Annotated in this window: 19 protein-coding genes; 3 read left to right on the forward strand and 16 right to left on the reverse strand. The window is 61.8% G+C overall.

Translation table 11 applies throughout. The annotated features are described in order from the left end of the window. Positions 1–31: 31 nt before the first annotated feature. The 3 genes from AC1ECK_RS05725 to AC1ECK_RS05735 are packed head-to-tail and all read right to left on the reverse strand — an operon-like array spanning position 32 to position 4,445. Positions 32–664, reverse strand: a complete 633-nt coding sequence (locus tag AC1ECK_RS05725; RefSeq protein WP_480316790.1) for a response regulator — start codon at positions 662–664, stop codon at positions 32–34. Beyond that, entirely contained in the window at positions 661–2,292 is a 1,632-nt protein-coding gene (locus AC1ECK_RS05730) for a hybrid sensor histidine kinase/response regulator (protein ID WP_480316793.1), read from the reverse strand. Before AC1ECK_RS05730 ends, AC1ECK_RS05725 begins: the two co-directional genes overlap by 4 nt. Beyond that, positions 2,289–4,445 carry an ATP-binding protein gene (locus AC1ECK_RS05735; protein ID WP_480316795.1) on the reverse strand — a complete coding sequence of 719 codons (2,157 nt, stop codon included), beginning with the start codon at positions 4,443–4,445 and terminating at the stop codon, positions 2,289–2,291. Before AC1ECK_RS05735 ends, AC1ECK_RS05730 begins: the two co-directional genes overlap by 4 nt. On the opposite strand from AC1ECK_RS05735, the gene AC1ECK_RS05740 reads away from it, so the two are divergent. Beyond that, positions 4,405–5,436: a substrate-binding periplasmic protein gene (locus AC1ECK_RS05740; RefSeq protein WP_480316797.1), complete on the forward strand. Its 1,032-nt coding sequence runs from the start codon at positions 4,405–4,407 to the stop codon at positions 5,434–5,436. The genes AC1ECK_RS05735 and AC1ECK_RS05740 overlap by 41 nt on opposite strands. Here AC1ECK_RS05740 and AC1ECK_RS05745 read toward each other — a convergent pair. From AC1ECK_RS05745 to AC1ECK_RS05795, 11 genes are all read right to left on the reverse strand, one after another. Beyond that, complete coding sequence (locus AC1ECK_RS05745) at positions 5,433–5,741, reverse strand: hypothetical protein (protein ID WP_480316799.1); 309 nt, start codon at positions 5,739–5,741, stop codon at positions 5,433–5,435. The genes AC1ECK_RS05740 and AC1ECK_RS05745 overlap by 4 nt on opposite strands. A 152-nt stretch (positions 5,742–5,893) precedes the next feature. Further along, a complete protein-coding gene (locus tag AC1ECK_RS05750) occupies positions 5,894–6,655 on the reverse strand; it encodes an ABC transporter permease (RefSeq protein WP_480316801.1) in 762 nt (253 codons plus the stop codon). Beyond that, complete coding sequence (locus AC1ECK_RS05755) at positions 6,652–7,578, reverse strand: ABC transporter ATP-binding protein (protein WP_480316803.1); 927 nt, start codon at positions 7,576–7,578, stop codon at positions 6,652–6,654. Before AC1ECK_RS05755 ends, AC1ECK_RS05750 begins: the two co-directional genes overlap by 4 nt. A gap of 181 nt (positions 7,579–7,759) precedes the next feature. After that, positions 7,760–8,302 carry a PaaI family thioesterase gene (locus tag AC1ECK_RS05760; protein WP_480316805.1) on the reverse strand — a complete coding sequence of 181 codons (543 nt, stop codon included), beginning with the start codon at positions 8,300–8,302 and terminating at the stop codon, positions 7,760–7,762. Positions 8,303–8,387: 85 nt separating this feature from the next. Continuing rightward, positions 8,388–8,993, reverse strand: a complete 606-nt coding sequence (locus AC1ECK_RS05765; protein WP_480317337.1) for a GNAT family N-acetyltransferase — start codon at positions 8,991–8,993, stop codon at positions 8,388–8,390. A 197-nt stretch (positions 8,994–9,190) separates the two neighbouring features. After that, positions 9,191–9,556, reverse strand: a complete 366-nt coding sequence (locus tag AC1ECK_RS05770; RefSeq protein ID WP_480316807.1) for a response regulator — start codon at positions 9,554–9,556, stop codon at positions 9,191–9,193. A 21-nt stretch (positions 9,557–9,577) separates the two neighbouring features. Continuing rightward, positions 9,578–10,537 (reverse strand): chemotaxis protein CheX, encoded by a 960-nt coding sequence (locus AC1ECK_RS05775; RefSeq protein ID WP_480316809.1) that lies wholly within the window; start codon positions 10,535–10,537, stop codon positions 9,578–9,580. Positions 10,538–10,562: 25 nt separating this feature from the next. Beyond that, complete coding sequence (locus AC1ECK_RS05780) at positions 10,563–11,102, reverse strand: hypothetical protein (RefSeq protein WP_480316810.1); 540 nt, start codon at positions 11,100–11,102, stop codon at positions 10,563–10,565. 11 nt (positions 11,103–11,113) lie between these two features. Next, positions 11,114–11,836 (reverse strand): methyl-accepting chemotaxis protein, encoded by a 723-nt coding sequence (locus tag AC1ECK_RS05785; protein ID WP_480316812.1) that lies wholly within the window; start codon positions 11,834–11,836, stop codon positions 11,114–11,116. A 54-nt stretch (positions 11,837–11,890) separates the two neighbouring features. Then, entirely contained in the window at positions 11,891–14,272 is a 2,382-nt protein-coding gene (locus AC1ECK_RS05790; protein ID WP_480316814.1) for a HAMP domain-containing protein, read from the reverse strand. Positions 14,273–14,566: 294 nt separating this feature from the next. Further along, complete coding sequence (locus AC1ECK_RS05795) at positions 14,567–14,905, reverse strand: hypothetical protein (protein ID WP_480316816.1); 339 nt, start codon at positions 14,903–14,905, stop codon at positions 14,567–14,569. Positions 14,906–15,058: 153 nt separating this feature from the next. On the opposite strand from AC1ECK_RS05795, the gene AC1ECK_RS05800 reads away from it, so the two are divergent. Together AC1ECK_RS05800 and AC1ECK_RS05805 are read left to right on the forward strand one after the other, a co-directional pair. Continuing rightward, entirely contained in the window at positions 15,059–15,556 is a 498-nt protein-coding gene (locus AC1ECK_RS05800; RefSeq protein ID WP_480316818.1) for an arsenate reductase ArsC, read from the forward strand. Positions 15,557–15,891: 335 nt separating this feature from the next. After that, complete coding sequence (locus AC1ECK_RS05805; RefSeq protein ID WP_480316820.1) at positions 15,892–16,899, forward strand: flippase-like domain-containing protein; 1,008 nt, start codon at positions 15,892–15,894, stop codon at positions 16,897–16,899. A 70-nt stretch (positions 16,900–16,969) separates the two neighbouring features. On the opposite strand, the gene AC1ECK_RS05810 is transcribed toward AC1ECK_RS05805, so the two are convergent. Further along, entirely contained in the window at positions 16,970–17,719 is a 750-nt protein-coding gene (locus AC1ECK_RS05810) for a glycosyltransferase family 2 protein (RefSeq protein WP_480316822.1), read from the reverse strand. A 207-nt stretch (positions 17,720–17,926) separates the two neighbouring features. Further along, positions 17,927–18,418 carry an N-acetyltransferase family protein gene (locus tag AC1ECK_RS05815; RefSeq protein ID WP_480316824.1) on the reverse strand — a complete coding sequence of 164 codons (492 nt, stop codon included), beginning with the start codon at positions 18,416–18,418 and terminating at the stop codon, positions 17,927–17,929. Positions 18,419–18,467 lie beyond the last annotated feature (49 nt).

Genomic DNA, 18,467 nt, shown 5'->3' on the forward strand with positions numbered 1-18,467 from the left:
TAACAATCCTTAGACTATTCGAGTGCCCCTGTTATTCGGCGGCGAGCCCGTGTCTGATCGCGTAGCGGATCAGCTCCGCATTGTTACCCAGGCCAAGCTTCTGCATGAGGCGCATCTTGTGAGTACTGATGGTTTTGGCGCTGAGCGCCAAGGCCTCGGCAATGTCGTTGATGCTCTTGCCGGATGCCAGCATCTGCAACACCTGGAATTCACGGTCGGACAAGATTTCGTGGGGCGGAGCATCGCCCGAGTGCGTCTCGAAGATGATCGCGTCGACCAGCTTCGGGTCGATGAAACGGCCGCCGCCTGCCAGTTTGCGAATCGCGGCAAGCAGCACCTCGGGATCGCTGTCTTTCGTCACATAGCCGGTCGCACCCGCGCGCAACGCGCGCGATACCACCTGTGCTTCGTTGTGGATGCTCAGCACCAGCACCGGCAACGCCGGTTGCTCGGCGCGCACGCGCCGGATCAGGTCGACGCCGCTGATGCCCGGCATCGTCATGTCGAGCAGCAACAGGTCGATCTCGCAAGTGCGCAGCTTGTCGACGACCTCGGAGCCTTGCGCGGCCTCTCCGGTCACGACAATATCAGCGGTCGTCGCAATGATCTGCTTCAATCCGCCGCGCACGATCGCGTGGTCGTCTGCAATGAGTATCTTGATCATCTGTGAACGTCGTCATCTAGTGGAATGTGAATCGAAACCGATGTGCCCGTTCCGGGCGCGCTGTCGATCAACAACGAAGCGCCGATCAGCCGGGCGCGCTCGCTCATGCCAAGCACACCATACGAATAGCCCTTGCGCGCCGCTTCCTGATCGAAGCCGCAGCCGTCGTCGCTCACGTGCAAATCGAGCGCCGTCGCCGAGCGGGTCAGCGTCACGTCCGCCCTTGTGGCACGGGCATGGCGCGCGACATTGGTGAGCGAGGCCTGGACGATGCGAAACACCGCCGTCGCATGAGCATCCGGGAGAACCGGCTCGCTGCCGTTGATGCGAAACTGGCACGGAATGCCGTTACGGCGGCTGAAATCTTCCACCAGCCACTCCAGCGCGGAAACAATGCCGAAATTGAGTGCGGCGGGCCGCAGGTGGCTCGCAACGTTGCGGACCATCCAGATGGTCGTCTCGACCAGTTCGCGCATGTCGTCGGTTTTCTTGGCCGCCTCCGGGTCGCCGGCAAGCCGCATCTTGAGCAGCGAGACATCCATTTTCAACGCTGTGAGGAGCTGTCCCAGTTCGTCGTGAATTTCCATCGCGATACGCTTTCTTTCCTCTTCGCGAATCGCCTCCATGTAGGCCGACAGCTCGCGCAACTGTTCGCGCGACTCGAACAGGGCCTGCTCGATGCGCTTGCGCTCCGTGATGTCGTTGAAGCCGACATAAATCGCCGGCACCTCGCCATAGGTGGCGACGCGTGCCGTCGCCATCGCCCAGAAGACGGAGCCATCTGGCCGCCTGAACTGCATCTCGGTATTCCGAAAGCTCCCCTCGCGGCTCAAATGCTCCACCAGTTCGTCTCGCTCCGCCGAGTCGACGTAGAAGTCTACGATATTGGCAGCGGCGTCATTGCGCACGCCGAGCCCGAACAGTTGGCGCAATGGCTCATTGGTATAGAGAATCTGTCCATCCGGCATCGCGGTAATGCACAGCGGCACCGGGCTTGTCTCGGCAATCGTGCGAAAACGCGCCTCGCTCGACAGCAGTTTCGCTTCGGCTCGCCTGCGCTCCTCGATCTGTGCGGTCAGGTTCTGGTTCACCCGCGCCAGTTCAGCAGTGCGAAGCGCAACGCGCTCCTCCAGTTCGTCGCGTACCCGCGATAACGCCGCCTCGGCCTGCTGGCGCACCGACACTTCAGCGAGCAGTTGCCGGTTCTGCGCAACCAGTTGCTTGTGCATGGTGCGCAGCGAGAGATGGGTGCGCACGCGCGCAATCATTTCGTCGACGTGCACGGGTTTGGTCACGTAGTCGACTCCGCCCGCGGAAAATCCTTCGACCATGTCCTCGCTGCCGGTACGCGAAGTCATGAAGATCACCGCGATATCGCGCGTGCGATCGTCCATCTTCAGACGCCGGCAGGTTTCGAAACCGTCGATGCCGGGCATCTTGACGTCGAGCAGAATCAGGTCGGGCTGCGAGAATTGCGCGCGTTCGAGCGCCTCCGCGCCGTCGAGCGCGACCAGGACGCGAAACCCGCGTTCAGTCAGACTGTCGACGACCACGCCGAGATTGGCCGGCGTATCGTCGGCGATGAGGATCGTGGGCGGCTCGCTGGAATGGCTCGTAGCGTCGCTCATGGTGCCGGCCTTTGCGCAAGATTTTGTTCGACCAACTCAAGAATCGCCTTCGACTGGTAACGCTTCGCCAGTAGACGCACCTGCTCCGCGAAGGGCGCGTAGCGTGCGTCGAGTGCCGCGACGCGCTCGCTCCAGCGCGAAATTTCCCGCATGTCGCCGTGACGGGCGAGGCGGTGCAGCTCGTCCATTTCCTGCGCCGGCACGGCAAGCCGCGCCTCGGAAAGCGTCACGGCGTGCTGCGCGATTGCCCTGGCGGGTGCATACGTCCACCTCAGTCCGAGCAACGCAGCGATCTGCCCAAGCAGCCGGTCGAAGTCGACCGGCTTCGGGAGAAAGGCATTCACGCCGGCGGCAAGGCTCCTTTTCTCATCGGTGCCGGAGGGACTCGCGGACACCGCGATGATCGGCACATCCACGAGGCCAGGCGACTGGCGCAGACGCCGGGTCACTTCGAGGCCGTCCATGTCGGGCATCACGATGTCGGTGACGATCAAGGCCGGCCGTTGGTCTTGCGCCTGCGCGAGCCCTTCGCGGCCAGTCGCCGCCTCGAGCGTGTCGAAACCGAGCCGGCCGAGCAGGGCGACGACGACTGCACGATTGACCGGCACGTCGTCGATCACCAGCACCGTTTTGCGCGGACCATCATAGCCTGTCACGTCCAGCACGGGCGGCATGACGGAGCGGGTATCCGGCAGCGCGATAGCCGGCGCAAGTTCGAACCAGAACGTGCTGCCCTGGCCAACCCGGCTCTCGACGCGGATCTCGCCGCCCATCGCACGGACCAACTCGCGGCTGATCGCCAGACCCAGCCCGGTGCCGCCTGCCCAGCGCTCCCGGCCGCCGGCCTGTTCGAAGGGTTCGAAAATCGTCTCCAACTGCTCGGGGGGCACGCCGATACCCGTATCAAGCACCTCGAAACGCACCGCCCCCGCTGCAGCCCTCATGATATGCAGGCTCACGCTGCCTTGATCGGTGAATTTGACCGCATTCGCGAGCAGATTGAGCAGCACCTGGCGCAAGCGCCGTTCGTCGGCAAGCACGCCGGGCGGCGCGTCGGCTGCGATCTCGCAGATGAAGTCGAGACCCTTTTGCTCCGCTTTCACGCCGACGATCTCGCGAAACATGTCTACCAGTCCTGCCAGCGGCACGTCGCCAATCTGGACGCGCAATTTGCCGGCTTCGATCTTTGCGAAGTCGAGCGTGTCGTCGATCAGCGTCAACAGGTGTTCGCCGCTACGCTGGATCACCGCAACGCCTTCGAGTTGCCGCTCGCCCAGCGCGAGGTCGCGCCGCAGGATCTGAGCGTAGCCGAGAATGCCGTTGAGCGGCGTGCGTAATTCATGGCTCATATTGGCAAGGAATTCACTCTTGGCGCGATTCGCTGCCTCGGCGGAGTGCCGAGCTTCCCGCTCGATCGCCGCAGCACGCTCGTCGAGATACGCCTGATGCAAGCGCGCGCCCATCGCGTTGACGGCTGCCACCACACGGTCGAGTTCGTCCGGCTCGTTGGGCGCTCGCCGCTGCAGGCCGAGCGGTTGCGGCGTCTCGTGAAAATCGTAGTCGCCGACGCTGCGTGCGATCGCAGCAAGATGCCGGGTGACGAGCCGCGACAGAATGTAGATCGTAAACAGCGAGACCAGAAACGTATTGGCCGCCTGGCTCACCAGAATGAGCAGCGCGGTGCGCGTCAGATCGTCATACAGATTGGCCAGCGTCGCCTGGACGTACAGCGTGCCGATCCGCTGATCCTTGCCCTGCACCCGGTAAACCAGCGCAAATTCACGGGCGATCGCCGGGCCCGCGGTACGCCGGCCGGCCGTCACGACCATCGGCGCGGCCGAGCCGGCTTCGGTCACTTCCGCGGCGCGGATGTCTTCGAGACGCAGAATGCCGTCCAGTTCGATTTGCAGTTGCGGCTGATCGAGCCGCCAGAGCGCCTCGCCGACGCTGCCGCTGTAGCTTCTGTTGATGTCGGCAAGACGGGTCTGGACCAGCTCGATGCCTCGCTCGTAATCACGGTACAGCTGCAGCGCGGTCAGCAAGAGCGTGACTACGCAGCTAAACAGGAATACCGTAGCAAGTAAGCGCAGAACCACGCTGTGGCGAAAGCGATTGAGCGAACCCCACCATGCGCCGAACGTGTTGAGAGCCATATTCCCCCGCGAGTGCTCTGGTTCTCGTTTTCCCTATTCTGCACTCGTTGCCGATCAGCGGTCTACCTGTAGAGCGCCGGGTAGCAGCGAGCCACGGCGCCGCAGCGCCCTCTCAGTTGTGCGTGGCTTCGCCACGGCATTGTTGCTCTGGGCCGCGATGGCCCCACCCGCGCTCGCACTGGATACCGTCAAACCGCTTAAGTCTGAAGAATTCCTGGTTCGCTACGCCTACCCGTTCGAACTGCTTACAGAAGTGCTCAAACGTACCACCCCGGCATATGGCCCTTATGTTGAGGAGCCCTACACCGACGCCATTTCCGTCGCGCGTTCACATGAAGAGGCCCTGAGGGGCGAACGTATCAACATCATGATCAGCGATGCCGGCCATAAGGACTTCGACGAAGGCATGATTCCGATTCCGTTTCCGATCGACAAGGGATTGCTCGGCTACCGCGTGGCGCTGATCGACGCCAACAACCAGCCGAAGATCGACGCCATCCAGACGCTCGGACAACTCCGCACGCTGTCAGTCGGCCAGGGCAGCAACTGGGGCGACGTACGCGTCTATGAGTTCAACCATGTGCCGGTAAGGACAGCACAAACCTACGAATCGCTTTTTCTGATGCTTTTACATGGACGCTTCGAACTGTTTCCGAGGGGCGTGACCGAAGCGCCGGAGGAACTGCGTGCCTATGCCCCTCGCTACCCTCGCCTCGCGATCGATCGCCACCTTCTGATCCGCTATCCGTTCGCGCAATTCTTTTATGTGAGCAAATCGGAACCGCACCTCGCCGCCCGCATTCGCGACGGGCTGGAACAGATGAAAAAAGACGGCAGTTTCGACGCGTTCTTCGACCAGCACTTCGCCCGCCAACTGGCCGACCTCAAGCTGCGGGAACGAACTGTGATCGAACTCCAGAATCCCTATCTGCCGGCGTGGGTTCCAGTGTCGCGCAAGGACCTCTGGTTCGATCCCGGCGCCTTGCATTAGCCGCTTGCGACGAGTCTTTTCGGGGCTGAGGCGTACAGCAGAATCTCGTCTACCCAGTCCGCCAGATCGAGCAGGATTCGCACGACGTCGCCACCGAGCGATTCAGCGTGGGTCTTGCGCAGTTCCCATAACGTTTCGCCGAGCTTGCGGATCGATGAGGGCTCGCTGTCCGTCAGCGGCCAGCAATGCAGCAGATAAGCCAGCGACGTTACGCTTCTATGCTCGCACCATGTGTCGAACAGGCGCATACAGATCGAGTTGATCTGCTCCACCGCGTTTTCGCGCTCGGACAGATAGGAGATCATGGCGCACCAACCCGATAGACGATTTCGATATCTCATCCTAGGCGCGCGGTCAACGAAATGCAGTCAGGAAGCGTGGAAAATGCGCGAGATGGATGCTGAATCCCGAGTCAGGAAATCCTGAATTCCGCGCTTCGAGGGACGGATTGCCTGTCTTAGGTTTTCAACCGGTATCCCGTCTTGAAGATCCACGCGACGATCGCCAGAAAAACCGCCAGAAACAGTGCGGTCATACCGAGACTCACGCCGATATTCACATCCGCCATGCCGTAGAAACTCCAGCGAAAACCACTCACCAGATACACGATCGGATTGAACAGCGTCACGATCTTCCAGAACGGCGGCAACATATTGACAGCGTAAAAGCTGCCGCCGAGAAACGTCAACGGCGTGATGATCAGGAGCGGCACGAGTTGCAGCTTCTCGAAACTGTCCGCCCAGATGCCGATGATGAAACCGAACAGGCTGAACGTCACCGCCGTGAGCACGAGAAACAGCACCATCCAGAACGGATGCAGCACCTGCAACGGCACAAACAGGCCGGCGGTCGCGAGAATGATCAACCCTAGCAGGATCGATTTGGTTGCAGCCGCGCCGACATAGCTCACCACGATCTCAAGATAGGAGACCGGCGCCGACAACAGCTCGTAGATCGTCCCCGTAAACCTTGGAAAGTAAATCCCGAACGACGCATTCGAAATGCTCTGCGACAACAGAGACAGCATGATGAGGCCCGGCACGATAAACGCGCCATAGCTGATGCCGTCCACTTCCTTGATGCGCGAACCGATCGCCGCGCCGAACACGACAAAATACAGCGAGGTGGAAATCACCGGTGCAATGATGCTTTGCATCAGCGTGCGCCAGGTTCGCGCCATCTCGAACTTGTAGATGGCCCGGATTGCGTAAATGTTCATTGGTCACCTCTAAGCAGGCTGACAAAGATGTCTTCAAGCGAGCTCTGCGTCGTCTGCAGATCCTTGAAGCGGATGCCCGCGTCGTCCAGCGCCTTCAGCAAGGCAATCATGCTGTTGCGCTCGCGTTCCGTGTCGTAGGTGTAGATCAGTTCGTTGCCGTCGCCGGAGAGCGCGAGGCGATATTCCGCGAGTTGCGCGGGCACCTGTTCGAGCGGGTGTTCGAGTTGCAGCGTCAATTGCTTCTTGCCGAGCTTGCGCATCAGTTCGGCCTTCTCTTCGACCAGCATGATCTCGCCGCCGTTGATCACGCCGATCCGGTCGGCCATTTCTTCAGCTTCGTCGATATAGTGCGTGGTCAGGATGATCGTCACGCCGTTCGCGCTCAGCGAGCGCACCAGGCGCCACATGTCGCGCCGCAGTTGGACGTCGACGCCGGCGGTCGGCTCGTCGAGAAACAGCACGCGCGGTTCATGCGACAGCGCCTTGGCAATCAGCACGCGCCGCTTCATGCCGCCCGAGAGCGTGATGATCTTGTTGTTGCGCTTGTCCCATAGCGACAGGTCCCTGAGCACCTTCTCGATGTAAGCGGGATTGGCCGGCTTGCCGAACAGCCCGCGGCTGAACGAAACCGTGGCCCAGACGGTCTCGAAGGCATCCGTAGTCAGTTCCTGTGGCACCAGACCGATCAACGAGCGCGCCGCCCGGTAAGCCGTGCCGATATCGTGGCCGTCCACCAGGATCGAGCCTTCGCTCGGCCGCACGATGCCGCAAATGGTGCTGATCAGCGTGGTCTTGCCTGCGCCGTTCGGCCCCAGCAGCGCGAAGATTTCGCCGCGGCGGATGGCCAGGTTGATGTTTTTCAGCGCATGAAAGCCCGAGGCGTAGGTCTTGGAAAGATTCGTGACGGCGACGATAGGCTGCATGGAGGACACGGGTGCGGACGCAGATGTCGGCTGAGCCGGTTGTGTGTGCCGGGCCGCAGCCCGGAGGGATGATCCGGAATCCATAATGACCCTTGCAATATAAAAAGAAAGCGCCCGGATGCATGGGCGCATGAACTTGCCCCGGCATTCGCGGGGCGAGCGCGCCTTGCGGCGCATCGCATTAGCGCTGGGGAATCTCGAACACCAGACAGGTTGTCGTACCGTGCGCGTACAAGGTGCCGTCCGGCCCGACCAGACGCGCCTCGGCGGTAGCCAGTTGGCGGCCGCAATGGACCACTTTGCCTTCCACGCGCACCCGTCCCACGCGAGGCGTGAGCGCCTTCACATAGTTCACGCTGAGTTCGGCCGTGGTGTAGCTCCGGCCGGGCGGCATCAAGGTGTGCACGGAGCAGCCGAGCGCCGAATCGAGCAGCGTCGCCACCCATCCGCCATGCACCGTGCCGAGCGGATTCAGGTGCTGTGCGAGCGGCCTGCCCTGAAACACGGCACGGCCTTCGCTCGCTTCAATGAAGACGAAATCGAGTGTCTTCGCGATCGCCGCATAGGGTATTTCGCCGCGCAGCATGGCCTGCAATATTTCCAGACCGGTCCTGCCGGCGACCTGTTCAGGGCTTGCCAATCCCGGGCCTGGGCCCGCTTCCAGCCGGCTCAGGATCTCCGCCTCCTCGGCCAGCCACGTCTCGATCACTTGCTCTGACGTCAAATGAATTCTCCGGTTTCGATTGACGCCGCGTTTGTTGCTGCATGATTGCTGCATTCATTGCCAGCTTCACCCGGCACGGCGCCGTTCAGCCCTCGGTGCGCGCCATCTTCTGCTCCAATCCGGCGCGCACCTCCGGCCATTCGGTGTCAATGATACTGAAGCGCACGGAATTGCGCTTACGACCGTCCGGCATGATGCGTTCGTGGCGTACGATGCCTTCCTGCTTTGCCCCGATCCGCAGGATCGCGGCGCGCGATTTCTCGTTGAGTTCGTCGGTCGTGAATTGCACGCGAACGCAATCCATCACCTCGAAGGCGTGGCGCAGAAGCAGGAATTTGGCCTCAGTATTCACGCCCGAGCGTTGTACCGACTCAGAGAGCCAGGTGTGGCCGATTTCGAGCTTGCGGTTATGGCGATCGATTTTCCAGAAGCGCGTGCTCCCGACCACGCGGTTGTCCTCGCGCCTGACAATCACGAACGGCATCACGGTGCCGGCGCTGCGCGCGGCCAAGGCGCGCTCGATAAAGCGCGCCATCGTGTCGGCGCTGGGGACGACGGTGAGCGTCAGGTTCCACAACTCGCCGTCGGCGGCCGCGGCAACCAGCGCCTGCTCGTGACCGGGTTGCAGCGGCTCGAGTACGACGTGACGGCCGCTGAGAACGGGCTCCAGATTGTTTTCATCACGAGTCATGCGGGGGTGTCCTCGATTCAGAATGCGCAAATAGGCAATGATGCGCTGAATCGGCCGCAAGGTGCGTTTTACAGGGGGTGACGCAAGAACGAAAACACGCGCTCCGGGCGCGGCGCTTGCCGCGCCAGCCATGCGAGCGCGTGTGGGCGCATGCGGGGCGCGTGCGGGCCGACAGCCGCCGCACCGCCCGGCACAGCTCAGCTTGCCAGCTTCCGGAACGTTTCCAGCACGGCATCGCCCTTGAACGGCTTGACGATCCAGCCCTTCACGCCTGCAGCCTTGCCGCGTTCCTTCATGGCCGGGCTGCTTTCGGTGGTCAGCATGATCACGTTGACCGCGCTGTTGCCGAGTTCGCCGCGAATCTTTTCGACCATCGTCAGACCGTCCATGTTCGGCATGTTGACGTCGCTGATCACCAGCTTGATGCCGGGGCTGCTCTTGAGCTTGGTCAGGCCGTCCTTGCCGTCCACTGCCGTATCGACGTCCAGGCCATTCTTTCTCAGGAAGCCGGCTACCTCGTCACGCACCGTGCTCGAGTCATCCACCACCAGAATTTTCGACATGTCTATTTCCTTTGGCATCAATCAAAATAAATCGAGTTCACCCGCGCCCACGCTGTCGTCGGCGCTCTGCTCGAATTCCTGAAAGTCTTCGGGCGACCAGCTCAAGCTAAAAGCGAAGCGCTGATGCAGCTTCACGACCCGCCCCGACTGTTCATCGGTCAACCGGTACGTGAAGCACAAGTGCGGGCTTTCCGAACCGAACGAAATGTACTTTTGCTTGTGGTTGATCAGGAGCGGCACCTGCACCTGACTATGCGACAAGCCCGCCGCGTCGCCTACATAGCGATTCTTGAACGCCCCCCAGATCATGTTGGTCAGCTCGCCGAGCAGGCTGTTCAGATCGCGGAAATCAGCCGTGTAATCGGAAGTTTCGCGCCGGCTGAGCAGGTCGAGAATCGGCTGCTCTTCGGCCTGAATCATCATGTAGCCGCGGCACCACGAGCTTTCCAGCGGGATCAGGCTGAACACTTCGCCGAAGATAACGCGGTCGCGCACAATGCACGGCGCATCGGTCGCCACGCTCATGTCGCTAAACAGGCTACCGAGCACCGTGCTCGTCAGCTCCGCAATGCCCCGCACGAGCGCGTTCGGATACTCGCGGTTAAAAATGTATTCGTCGATCACGCTACGCAGCGACCCCATGTCGCCCACGACATATGCCCCGCACACCACCGCATCGAGCGCCGCCGGCAAACCCTCGCGCGTCGCGCCCGATTCGCGCCGGATGATGATCGGCAGCTCGGGCCGCGCCGCGTGAATCCTGACCGCAATCGCCGTGCTCTCTTCGATCGATCCGCCGTAGCTTTCGGACACGAGAATCGCACCCAGATCGAAGTTCGAGCGTAACGCCGAGGCGAGGCGGCTCTTGCTCACCTGCACACCGATCAGGTTGTTCTCGTCGCAGAAATTCCTTATCGCGTCCACGTGCGCCGGACAATCCTCAAGAACCAATAGCTTGCTGACGGGCTTGTTCTCGTTCATCTTGCTTCCCTGCTTCCTGCCTGTTTCAAAACAGCTCGAGTTCGCCGCTGGTATCTTCGACCACGCTCGTTTCGGCGACAAAGTCGATCGGCGCATGAGCGCATACGCAAATCGTCGCCCCCAACCTGACTGAATCGTTGATCGCGACGGCATACGAGGCCAGAAATTCCGGCTTGAGCGCTTCCAGATACGGCATGCAACGCGCACTCAGCACATAGGGCGTCGACATGCCCAGATCCGGGAAATACTGAAGCAGTTCCTGGTTCACTGCCCCGCAGCACATATTGCAGACCTCCAGAAACACTTCCAGGAACGCGCGTTCCGACTCTTCCTTGACGAAGTAGTTTTTGGTGCGCTCGTCCTCGTCGAAATGCAGAATCAGCAGCAGCCGGAACGCGATTCCGGAAATCGTCAGGATCACCAGGTTGACATCGGGCAGGCTATGCGCGCCATGCGCACCGGCCGGCACGATCTCGCAGACGTCGCCCGCGTCCATCGTCAGGCGCGACCTGGCCGCCCTGAAAAAGATGCGTTCGATACTGTCTTTCGCATGCGCACTGATCACGTCTAGGCCTACTAGTGAAGCGTTGCTTGAAACTGGTTCGCCAGCGACTCGACGCTCGAAAGCGACGCGGTAATCATCTTGCCGCCCGCCTGGATGTCCTGGAAGGTCGCCGTGGTGGTCAGGTCGTTTCGGTGCAGGCTATCGCGATAGCTCTTCGAGAGTTCTTCGGAGCGCGCGGCGAGCGAGCGCACTTCGCTCGCCACCACCGCAAAGCCGCGGCCCGCCGTTCCCGCACGGGCAGCCTCGATCGACGCGTTCAGCGAGACGATCACCACGTGGCGGACGATCGACGACAGCTCGCGGTTTTTCGCGTGCATGTCCTGGTTCTGCGTCATCAGCGAAATCATCTGTTCGTGCCAGCGCTCGAAGGTACTTGCCAGGCCCTTGAGGCGCGCGGCCTCGGCTGCGAGCTGGGCGGCCTTTTGCGCCAACTGGTCCTTGCCGTCGAGCGCGGCTTTCAGCTCCGCGCGGACTTCCTCGGCGCTCTGCGCCTCGCGCTTCAGTTCGTCGCGCAATTGCGCGAGCATGGCTTCCAGATCCTGCTTCTGCTGCTCGTGCAGCGCGCTCTGCTGGGTCTGTTCGGCGCTCGTCTTGCCAAGCGCCTCCACCTGCCGGTCCGCTTCGGAGCGCAGGCGGCGCAGCACCTTGGCACTCGCCAACCGGTGTGCGACCAGCGCGATGAGGGCGGTGACGATGCTGCCGGCCAGTGCGGCTACAAGATACTGTTGAATCACAACCAATCCTTCCGAGTGTCCATCGCAGCGATGAGGGTTGAGTGAGCCGCTCAATCAGCCAATCGTATCGAGTTGCAGTTCGTCTGCGTCGCCGCGCGCACCGATACCCGCGGTGTCCACCGAGAGATTTTCCGGCAGGCTCACGATGGTCTGGAACTGGCGGAAATCCGCGCCCTTGCGGTCGTCCGTGAAGCGCAGGGCAATGCTGCCTTGCTCACGCTTGAGGAAGTCGCGCACCGCGTCCATGCCGACCCCGCGCCCCGAGACTTCGGTAACCTGGTCGGCGGTCGAGAAGCCCGGGCGGAAAATCATTTCGGCGATTTCCTCGTCGCTGAGCGACTGGTCGGCGGTAATCCAGCCCTTCTCTACCGCCATGCCGCGAATCCGCTTGAGCGCAAGACCGCGGCCATCGTCGCTGAGGGTGATCTGCAGCGTACCGGCGTCCACACCCACGTCGAGATTGATCGCACCCGCAGCCGGCTTGCCCTGCGCCGTGCGCACGTCGGCGGCTTCGAGACCGTGGTCCACGGAGTTGCGCAGCAGGTGCATGAAGACGTTCTTCAAGGTGCCGCCCGCTTCGCGGCGCAAACGGTAACCGTTGTCGCCGATCTGCACGACCGGCGCTTCCTTGCCCAATTCCTGCGCCAGCGACGGCAGCGAATCGAGCACGCCGGACAGCGCCTCGCCTACGCTTTCCGTACCCAGCAGGCGCAAGGCCTGACGCACGTTCTTGCGCATCGATTGCAGCGCATGCAGGTCGTCGGCCTTGGCTGCTTCGAGCAGACGCAGGCTCTCCTGGATATGCGCGATGTCGACCATCAGGAAACGCTCGGCACTCTCGCGGCTGCTCGCACCCTTGCGCCCGAGGCTGACCTCGCTGATCGTCGCGTAGCTTTCCACTGCTGCCCGCACGCGCGCCAGTTCCTGCATCAGGCTGTCCTGATCCCACGCCGCGAGGGTTTCTTCCGAGTGGCGCAGTTCGTGGTAGCGCTGTTCGGTCTCGTGCACGATGTTGGTCAGGTGCTGCAGGTTGTAGGTCCGCGCGTTGCCCTTGATGGTGTGCATGTTGCGGAACAGTTCGGCAATCGCTTCGCGGTCGGCTTGCGAATGCTGGCGGATGATGCGCTCGTTCTCGTTGATAAAGCCGGCCGAGCTTTCGATGAAGTGGTGGAACTTCTCCTCGCTGACTGCGAGAATTTCGCCGATCATTTCCAGTTGACGCTTCTGTTCGCCCGCTTCCGCTGCAAGCTTGCGCAGTTCGGTGACGTCGCGCACGCACAGCATCAGGCGCACGATCGTGTCGTTGTCGTCGGTAATCGCCGACCAGTTCAGGTCGAGAATCTTGACGCGGCCATCGGGCATGCGCTTCGAGATTTCGGTGACCAGCAGGTGTTCATTGAAGGCGAAATTGATGGCGTCTTCACCGAGGCACGCGTAGCTCGCGGCATCGACTTGCGAGAGGATGTCCGCGCCGAGATCGGTGTCCGCGAACACCAGATCCATCAGGCTGCGACCGGCAATGTCATTGGTCTCGAAGATCGCTTCCAGATACGCGGAATATTCGGAGTGAATCACCGCGCCTTCCACCACCGTCAGAATGCCCTGCTGCATGTTCTGCAACATCGCCTGAATATCGGCGGTCTTCTGCTTGAGCTGCAGCGAGCTTTCCTGGATCTTCTCGATCATGCCGTTGAACGCCACGATCGAGTGGCCGATTTCATCCATCCGGCCCACCGGCACGCGGCGCGTGAAGTCCTGGCTGGAGGCGATCTCGCTCATCATCTCCTGCATGCGGGTAAGCGGTCGCGTGATCTGGCGATACAGCAACGAACCGATCGAGGTAAGCAGAATGATCGCGATACCGGTGACGATCGCAATGGCGGTGGTGGTCGTAGCGAGCGTGCCGTTCAGCGTCGTGATGGCCTCGTCCTTCTCGCGGTTCTTCTCGATGCGCAGCGTCTCGACGATGCCTTCGAGTTCGTCGCGGTACTGGGCCACGTTCGCGAACAGATACGCTTGCGCCAGATCGTTCTTGCCGGCGGCCTTCATCTTGGCCGTGTCGTCGATGGCCGAGAAATAGTTCTCGAGGCTATCGGCGGCCTGCGCCACGAGGCCCTTCTGCGCGTGGCTGGCGGCGTCGCGCGCCTGCAGCGCCAGTGCCTGCTGCAAGGTGGCTTTCTTCTTCTTGAGTTCGTCCTGGGCCTGCGCGACGACGTTGCCGTCCGGCGCATAGACCAGCGTCATGATCGCGAGCTGCACGTCCTTGACCTGCGAGACCAGGTCGGCGGAAGCCAACGCGCTAGGCACGACGCCTTCCGTCACCTGCTTGACCTCGACGGCGCTGTGCCGGGTCTGATAGACCGCATAGCCGCCGATGGCGGACAGTGCGACGAACATCAGGATTACCAATAGCGTAATGCGATGACGGATAGTCATTTGTGCAAATCCCCGGGGTCTAACGTGTGTGTCGTGCTCTTCATGAGAGCCGCCCGACCTTGTGAAGTTGGTCGTATTGTCGAGCGCCACGATTATCGGGGATGGTATGTGACCGATCGATGACTAGAGATAGCGCCCTGATTTAAACGTCTAAAGAATTGGTAAGAAATAACGCGTTATTATTGCGAATTCCGAATAAACGTAATTTGAATAAAAAATTCCTAAAGTTTTTTGAATTAATGCCGTTAACTTAAGCCCCTTGATGGATCGCACACCGGCGCGCGCCCATGCAAGCTAGTTGAGCACCCTGAGGTGGCGCCATCTCGCATCCATGTCTTTCAGCAGCGCGATATAGCTGACGGCGCGCTCTGTACCAAGGCTCGCACTCGCGGCTTCATTGGTCTCATTCCACAATCGCTCGAAGCGATTCGCCGCCTCGACTCTCGCAAGCGGCTGGTTCAGCAGAACTACAAATGCAAATGACAATTCTTCTACGCTTCGATGCATCTGCGAATGCATCGATATCGATTTGGCAAATTGATTCAAACGGTCCTCAAGCGATAACATACGACTAAATGTGCCATTCCATGCAATAGAAGGCACTCGCAAAACTGCCAGGCGAATCGCTTGCACGCCCACCCCGGCGGCGCACGTGCCGCTTCAGATCGAGAACCCTTGTTAGGTTCATGCGCCTGTCATCGACACGCAAAACTCTTCTCGCAGAATTCTCAGCAAAGATTGTCACCAGAATATTACGGGGGTGCTTCGATGAGCCGGAAATGCAATGTGTTGTTCCTCTGCCGAGCCAATTCGGCGCGCAGCATCATGGCCGAAGCGCTGCTGCGCGAACTCGGCGCTGAACGCTTTGAAGCATTCAGCGCCGGTATCGAGCCGGCTGACGACGTCCATCCGCTCACCCTCGCGCAACTGCGCCCCACCATGGGCGACCTCGGCAAAATGCGGCCCAGGAGCTGGAGCGTCTATACGAAAGCGGATGCGCCGGTCATGGACGTGGTGATTGCGATGTGCGAAGAAGCGGGCGAAACGCACGCTCCCGCTTTTCCCGGCAAGCCGATCTTCTGCCAGTGGAATTTTGCGGACCCGCTCGAAGTCGGCGCGGACGACGGCGAGCAAAAGCGCGTGTTCGAGCAGGTGTTCCGGCAGATTCTGCGGCGCATCAGCGTGTTCGTCGCGCTGCCGCTGCATTCGATGAAGGCCGCGGAGCAACGTCTGGCCGTCAACGCGATGGACGAACACGCGCCGCCCTCGATCGCCGTCGATTGAGCATGCCGCCACTGACTTAAAAGGTTCATAGGCGCGCCCTAGGATGACTCGTTCGCATCCACGGAGCGGCCGCTTGGCATTCGCGACCTTGCTCTCCACCAGATTGCGGAAGCGGAACGGAATTGCAGGCACAATGATGACCGGAGTCCGAGGTGTGCAAGGCGCCATGCTGGCGCGCATCGCACTTACCCCGGTGGTCACCTGGCCTGTCACGATCCTGCTTTCTGCATGCTTAATTCAAGTCCTTGCGAACCCCAAGTTCTGACGACCCGAGCGTGCGTGGCGCCGGCTCCGCGCCTCCTGCCCCCGCTGCCCCGCCCGCCGGGGCGAAGCCGATGACCCGGCTCCATGTCCGTCATGCAGCCACCCTGCTCGCCGTGCTCGGTGTGGCGCTGGCCATGGGAGCCCCCTTTATCCTCGGCGCGCATGCGGTGTTCGCCGGCTTGCGCAACGTCTCGCCGCAGATCTTTGCGGTGCTCGCGGCAAGCGCCGCGTTGAGCGCCGCCGCGAAGGCAGGCAAGCTACACCTCATGCAAGCGGCACTTGGCCTGCGGCTGCGCTTCGCGCGCACGCTCACCATTACCGTCGTCACCGATTTCGCTTTTCTGGTTTCGCCGCTGGGCGCGGCGGGCTATGGCGTGAACATGGGCTTGCTGCAGCGCGCCGGGGCCTCATGGGCTCTCGCCACCACCGTGGTGGGCGCCGACCAGGCGCTCGACCTGACGTTCTTCGCCATTGCGGTGCCGATCTCGCTGCTGCTTGCACTCGGCCCGCTCACCCAGGTCACGCCGAATTTCCCGCTGCCGGCGATCGTCGGCACCCTCGCGGCCATTGCGCTGGTCGCGCTCGCACTGTGGCTCTGCCGACGGCCCGCCGCTGCCGCACTGGACGCTGCCGGCCGCCGCATTCTATGGCTGCGGGCCCGGCGGGCGCGCTGGAACAGGTTTCGCCAAAGCGTGGGCCGGCAATGGGTGCTGCTGCTCACCGGACCGCGCTGGCGTCTCGCGGCGCTGCTGCTCTTGACCACGCTGCAATGGCTGCTGCGCTACAGCGCGCTGTGGTTCATCCTGCAGGAGCTCGGTTACCGGTTGCCGCTCGGCTTTGTGCTGGCCGTGCAGGCCGTGGTGCTGCACGCTGCGCTCTGGACCGGCGTGCCTGCCGGCGGAGGCGGCGGCGATCTGGCGCTCGCCGCCGCATTCGCGCCGTGGGTGCCGGGCGCGGCAATGGCGACAGCGCTGGTGCTATGGCGTTTCGCTACGCTCTATTGCCCGTTGCTGCTCGGCGCCGCAGGTTTTATCGCGCTGGCGTGGCGGCGCCGCGCCGGCTTGCCAATGGCCCAGTAGAAGCGGGCGCGTGGGACGAGCGTGAACCACGAGGCAAACCCCGTGGCCGACCTCCCGCACGACGGACGCCTCAAGCCGCCGTATCGCGCGGCTTCCTGATGCGCACCGAAAGCCGCGCACGCCCCGGATGGTCGACCCGCAACGCAAATAGCTGCAGCGTTTGCGAAATCAGCGCGAGCGGATAGGTGACCTTCAGCAGGTCCGCAATCATGCGCCATTCCGCGCGAATACCCTTCCAGTAGCCAAGTTTTTCAGTTTTGCGGGCTTGCGTGACGTGCGGCCAGTGCGTCACGGCAATCGAGAGCCGTCGCGCGATGATGCGCCGGTTCATGAACACCTCGATGCCGAAGCGAGGCAAGCCATGAATTTCCTTGAGGGATTCGTCGAGCAACTGCTTCCTGACGACACGCTCGCCGGAAACGAAGTCGAGGCCGATAAAACGGAAAATCAGCAGGCTGTTTTGCCGCAGGCTCAGGCTCACATCCGCACGGCCGCTCAGTACCGGCGCGGCGAGTCCGCTGATATGGTCCGGCGCCAGCCCTTTCAGATCGGCATCGAGCAGCATCAGCCACTCGTTTTCGGCAGCGGCGATGCCCGCTGCCATGGCCGCGCTCTTACCGCCGTTTTCCGCGCATTCGATCAGCCTGACCGAGGGAAAACGTCTGACCACGTCGGCGGTGCCGTCAGTCGAGCCATCGTCCACGACGATGACTTCGCTGAGCAGCGGATGAACCGACGCCACCGCCAGCACAGCCGCAATGCGCGGCGCTTCGTTGTAGGCGCAAATGATGCACGAAACTCGGTGACCTCTGGATGGCATAGAAATAGTCGTCTTGGTGCGGGAGAGGGACAGCCCGATCACGCGGTCAGCCGGCGAGCGAACAGCGATCGTCAGGATGAACGAACATCTGATTCTGACCGCGCTTGGCGGTCATGTCATCTGTTTCGGAACTGCGCAGCAGGGGACCACATGAAGAAGTCGTGCGCGTGACAATGCGGCCCTTTTTGCACGCCGGACAGCCCCCCGTCAGGGCGACTCGCACCGCTCTGTTTGCGCGGAGCGCGGCAGCGCATACAGAATATCGGGGCAGCCTTCCTCGTTGTCGCTGCCGTCGCCGAAGGCAATTGCCGTGAAGCCGTGCCGCTCGTAAAACGCGCGAGCGCGGGCATTCTCGGCAAAGCAATGCAGATGCACCGGCAAACGCGTGTTCGAGGTCACAAGGGCAAGCAGGCGCGTGCCGATGCCATGACCGATCCACAGCGGCGAAACATACAGTTGATCGAGCCACAGTACGCCGTCGGCCTCGCACGTGGCCGCCATCCCGAGGATCAATCCTTGCGCATCGGTTGCCACGGTAACGCCACCCGCAGGGATCAACCAGTCCGCGATCCAGCGGCACACCGCATAGTCGGAATGTGCGAGCGGCGCGAAGGGCATCAACTCCTTGCGCGCTCTGAGAAAGACTTCGGTGATGCCGCCGAGGTCGCCGGCCGTCGCCGCACGTGTGATGAATGCCAAGTTTGTTTTCACGGTGAAGCGGACTCTACAAGAACTCGTCGCACGAGCC

Source organism: Paraburkholderia sp. SSBN10T (assembly GCF_056619545.1).

What these genes read in the sequence shown, in the direction of transcription:
- AC1ECK_RS05725 (WP_480316790.1), bottom strand. Translation starts at nt 664, where the DNA reads ATGATCAAGATACTCATTGCAGACGACCACGCGATCGTGCGCGGCGGA.
- AC1ECK_RS05730 (WP_480316793.1), bottom strand. Translation starts at nt 2,292, where the DNA reads ATGAGCGACGCTACGAGCCATTCCAGCGAGCCGCCCACGATCCTCATC.
- AC1ECK_RS05735 (WP_480316795.1), bottom strand. Translation starts at nt 4,445, where the DNA reads ATGGCTCTCAACACGTTCGGCGCATGGTGGGGTTCGCTCAATCGCTTT.
- AC1ECK_RS05745 (WP_480316799.1), bottom strand. Translation starts at nt 5,741, where the DNA reads ATGATCTCCTATCTGTCCGAGCGCGAAAACGCGGTGGAGCAGATCAAC.
- AC1ECK_RS05750 (WP_480316801.1), bottom strand. Translation starts at nt 6,655, where the DNA reads ATGAACATTTACGCAATCCGGGCCATCTACAAGTTCGAGATGGCGCGA.
- AC1ECK_RS05755 (WP_480316803.1), bottom strand. Translation starts at nt 7,578, where the DNA reads ATGCAGCCTATCGTCGCCGTCACGAATCTTTCCAAGACCTACGCCTCG.
- AC1ECK_RS05765 (WP_480317337.1), bottom strand. Translation starts at nt 8,993, where the DNA reads ATGACTCGTGATGAAAACAATCTGGAGCCCGTTCTCAGCGGCCGTCAC.
- AC1ECK_RS05770 (WP_480316807.1), bottom strand. Translation starts at nt 9,556, where the DNA reads ATGTCGAAAATTCTGGTGGTGGATGACTCGAGCACGGTGCGTGACGAG.
- AC1ECK_RS05775 (WP_480316809.1), bottom strand. Translation starts at nt 10,537, where the DNA reads ATGAACGAGAACAAGCCCGTCAGCAAGCTATTGGTTCTTGAGGATTGT.
- AC1ECK_RS05790 (WP_480316814.1), bottom strand. Translation starts at nt 14,272, where the DNA reads ATGACTATCCGTCATCGCATTACGCTATTGGTAATCCTGATGTTCGTC.
- AC1ECK_RS05805 (WP_480316820.1), top strand. Translation starts at nt 15,892, where the DNA reads ATGACCCGGCTCCATGTCCGTCATGCAGCCACCCTGCTCGCCGTGCTC.
- AC1ECK_RS05810 (WP_480316822.1), bottom strand. Translation starts at nt 17,719, where the DNA reads ATGCCATCCAGAGGTCACCGAGTTTCGTGCATCATTTGCGCCTACAAC.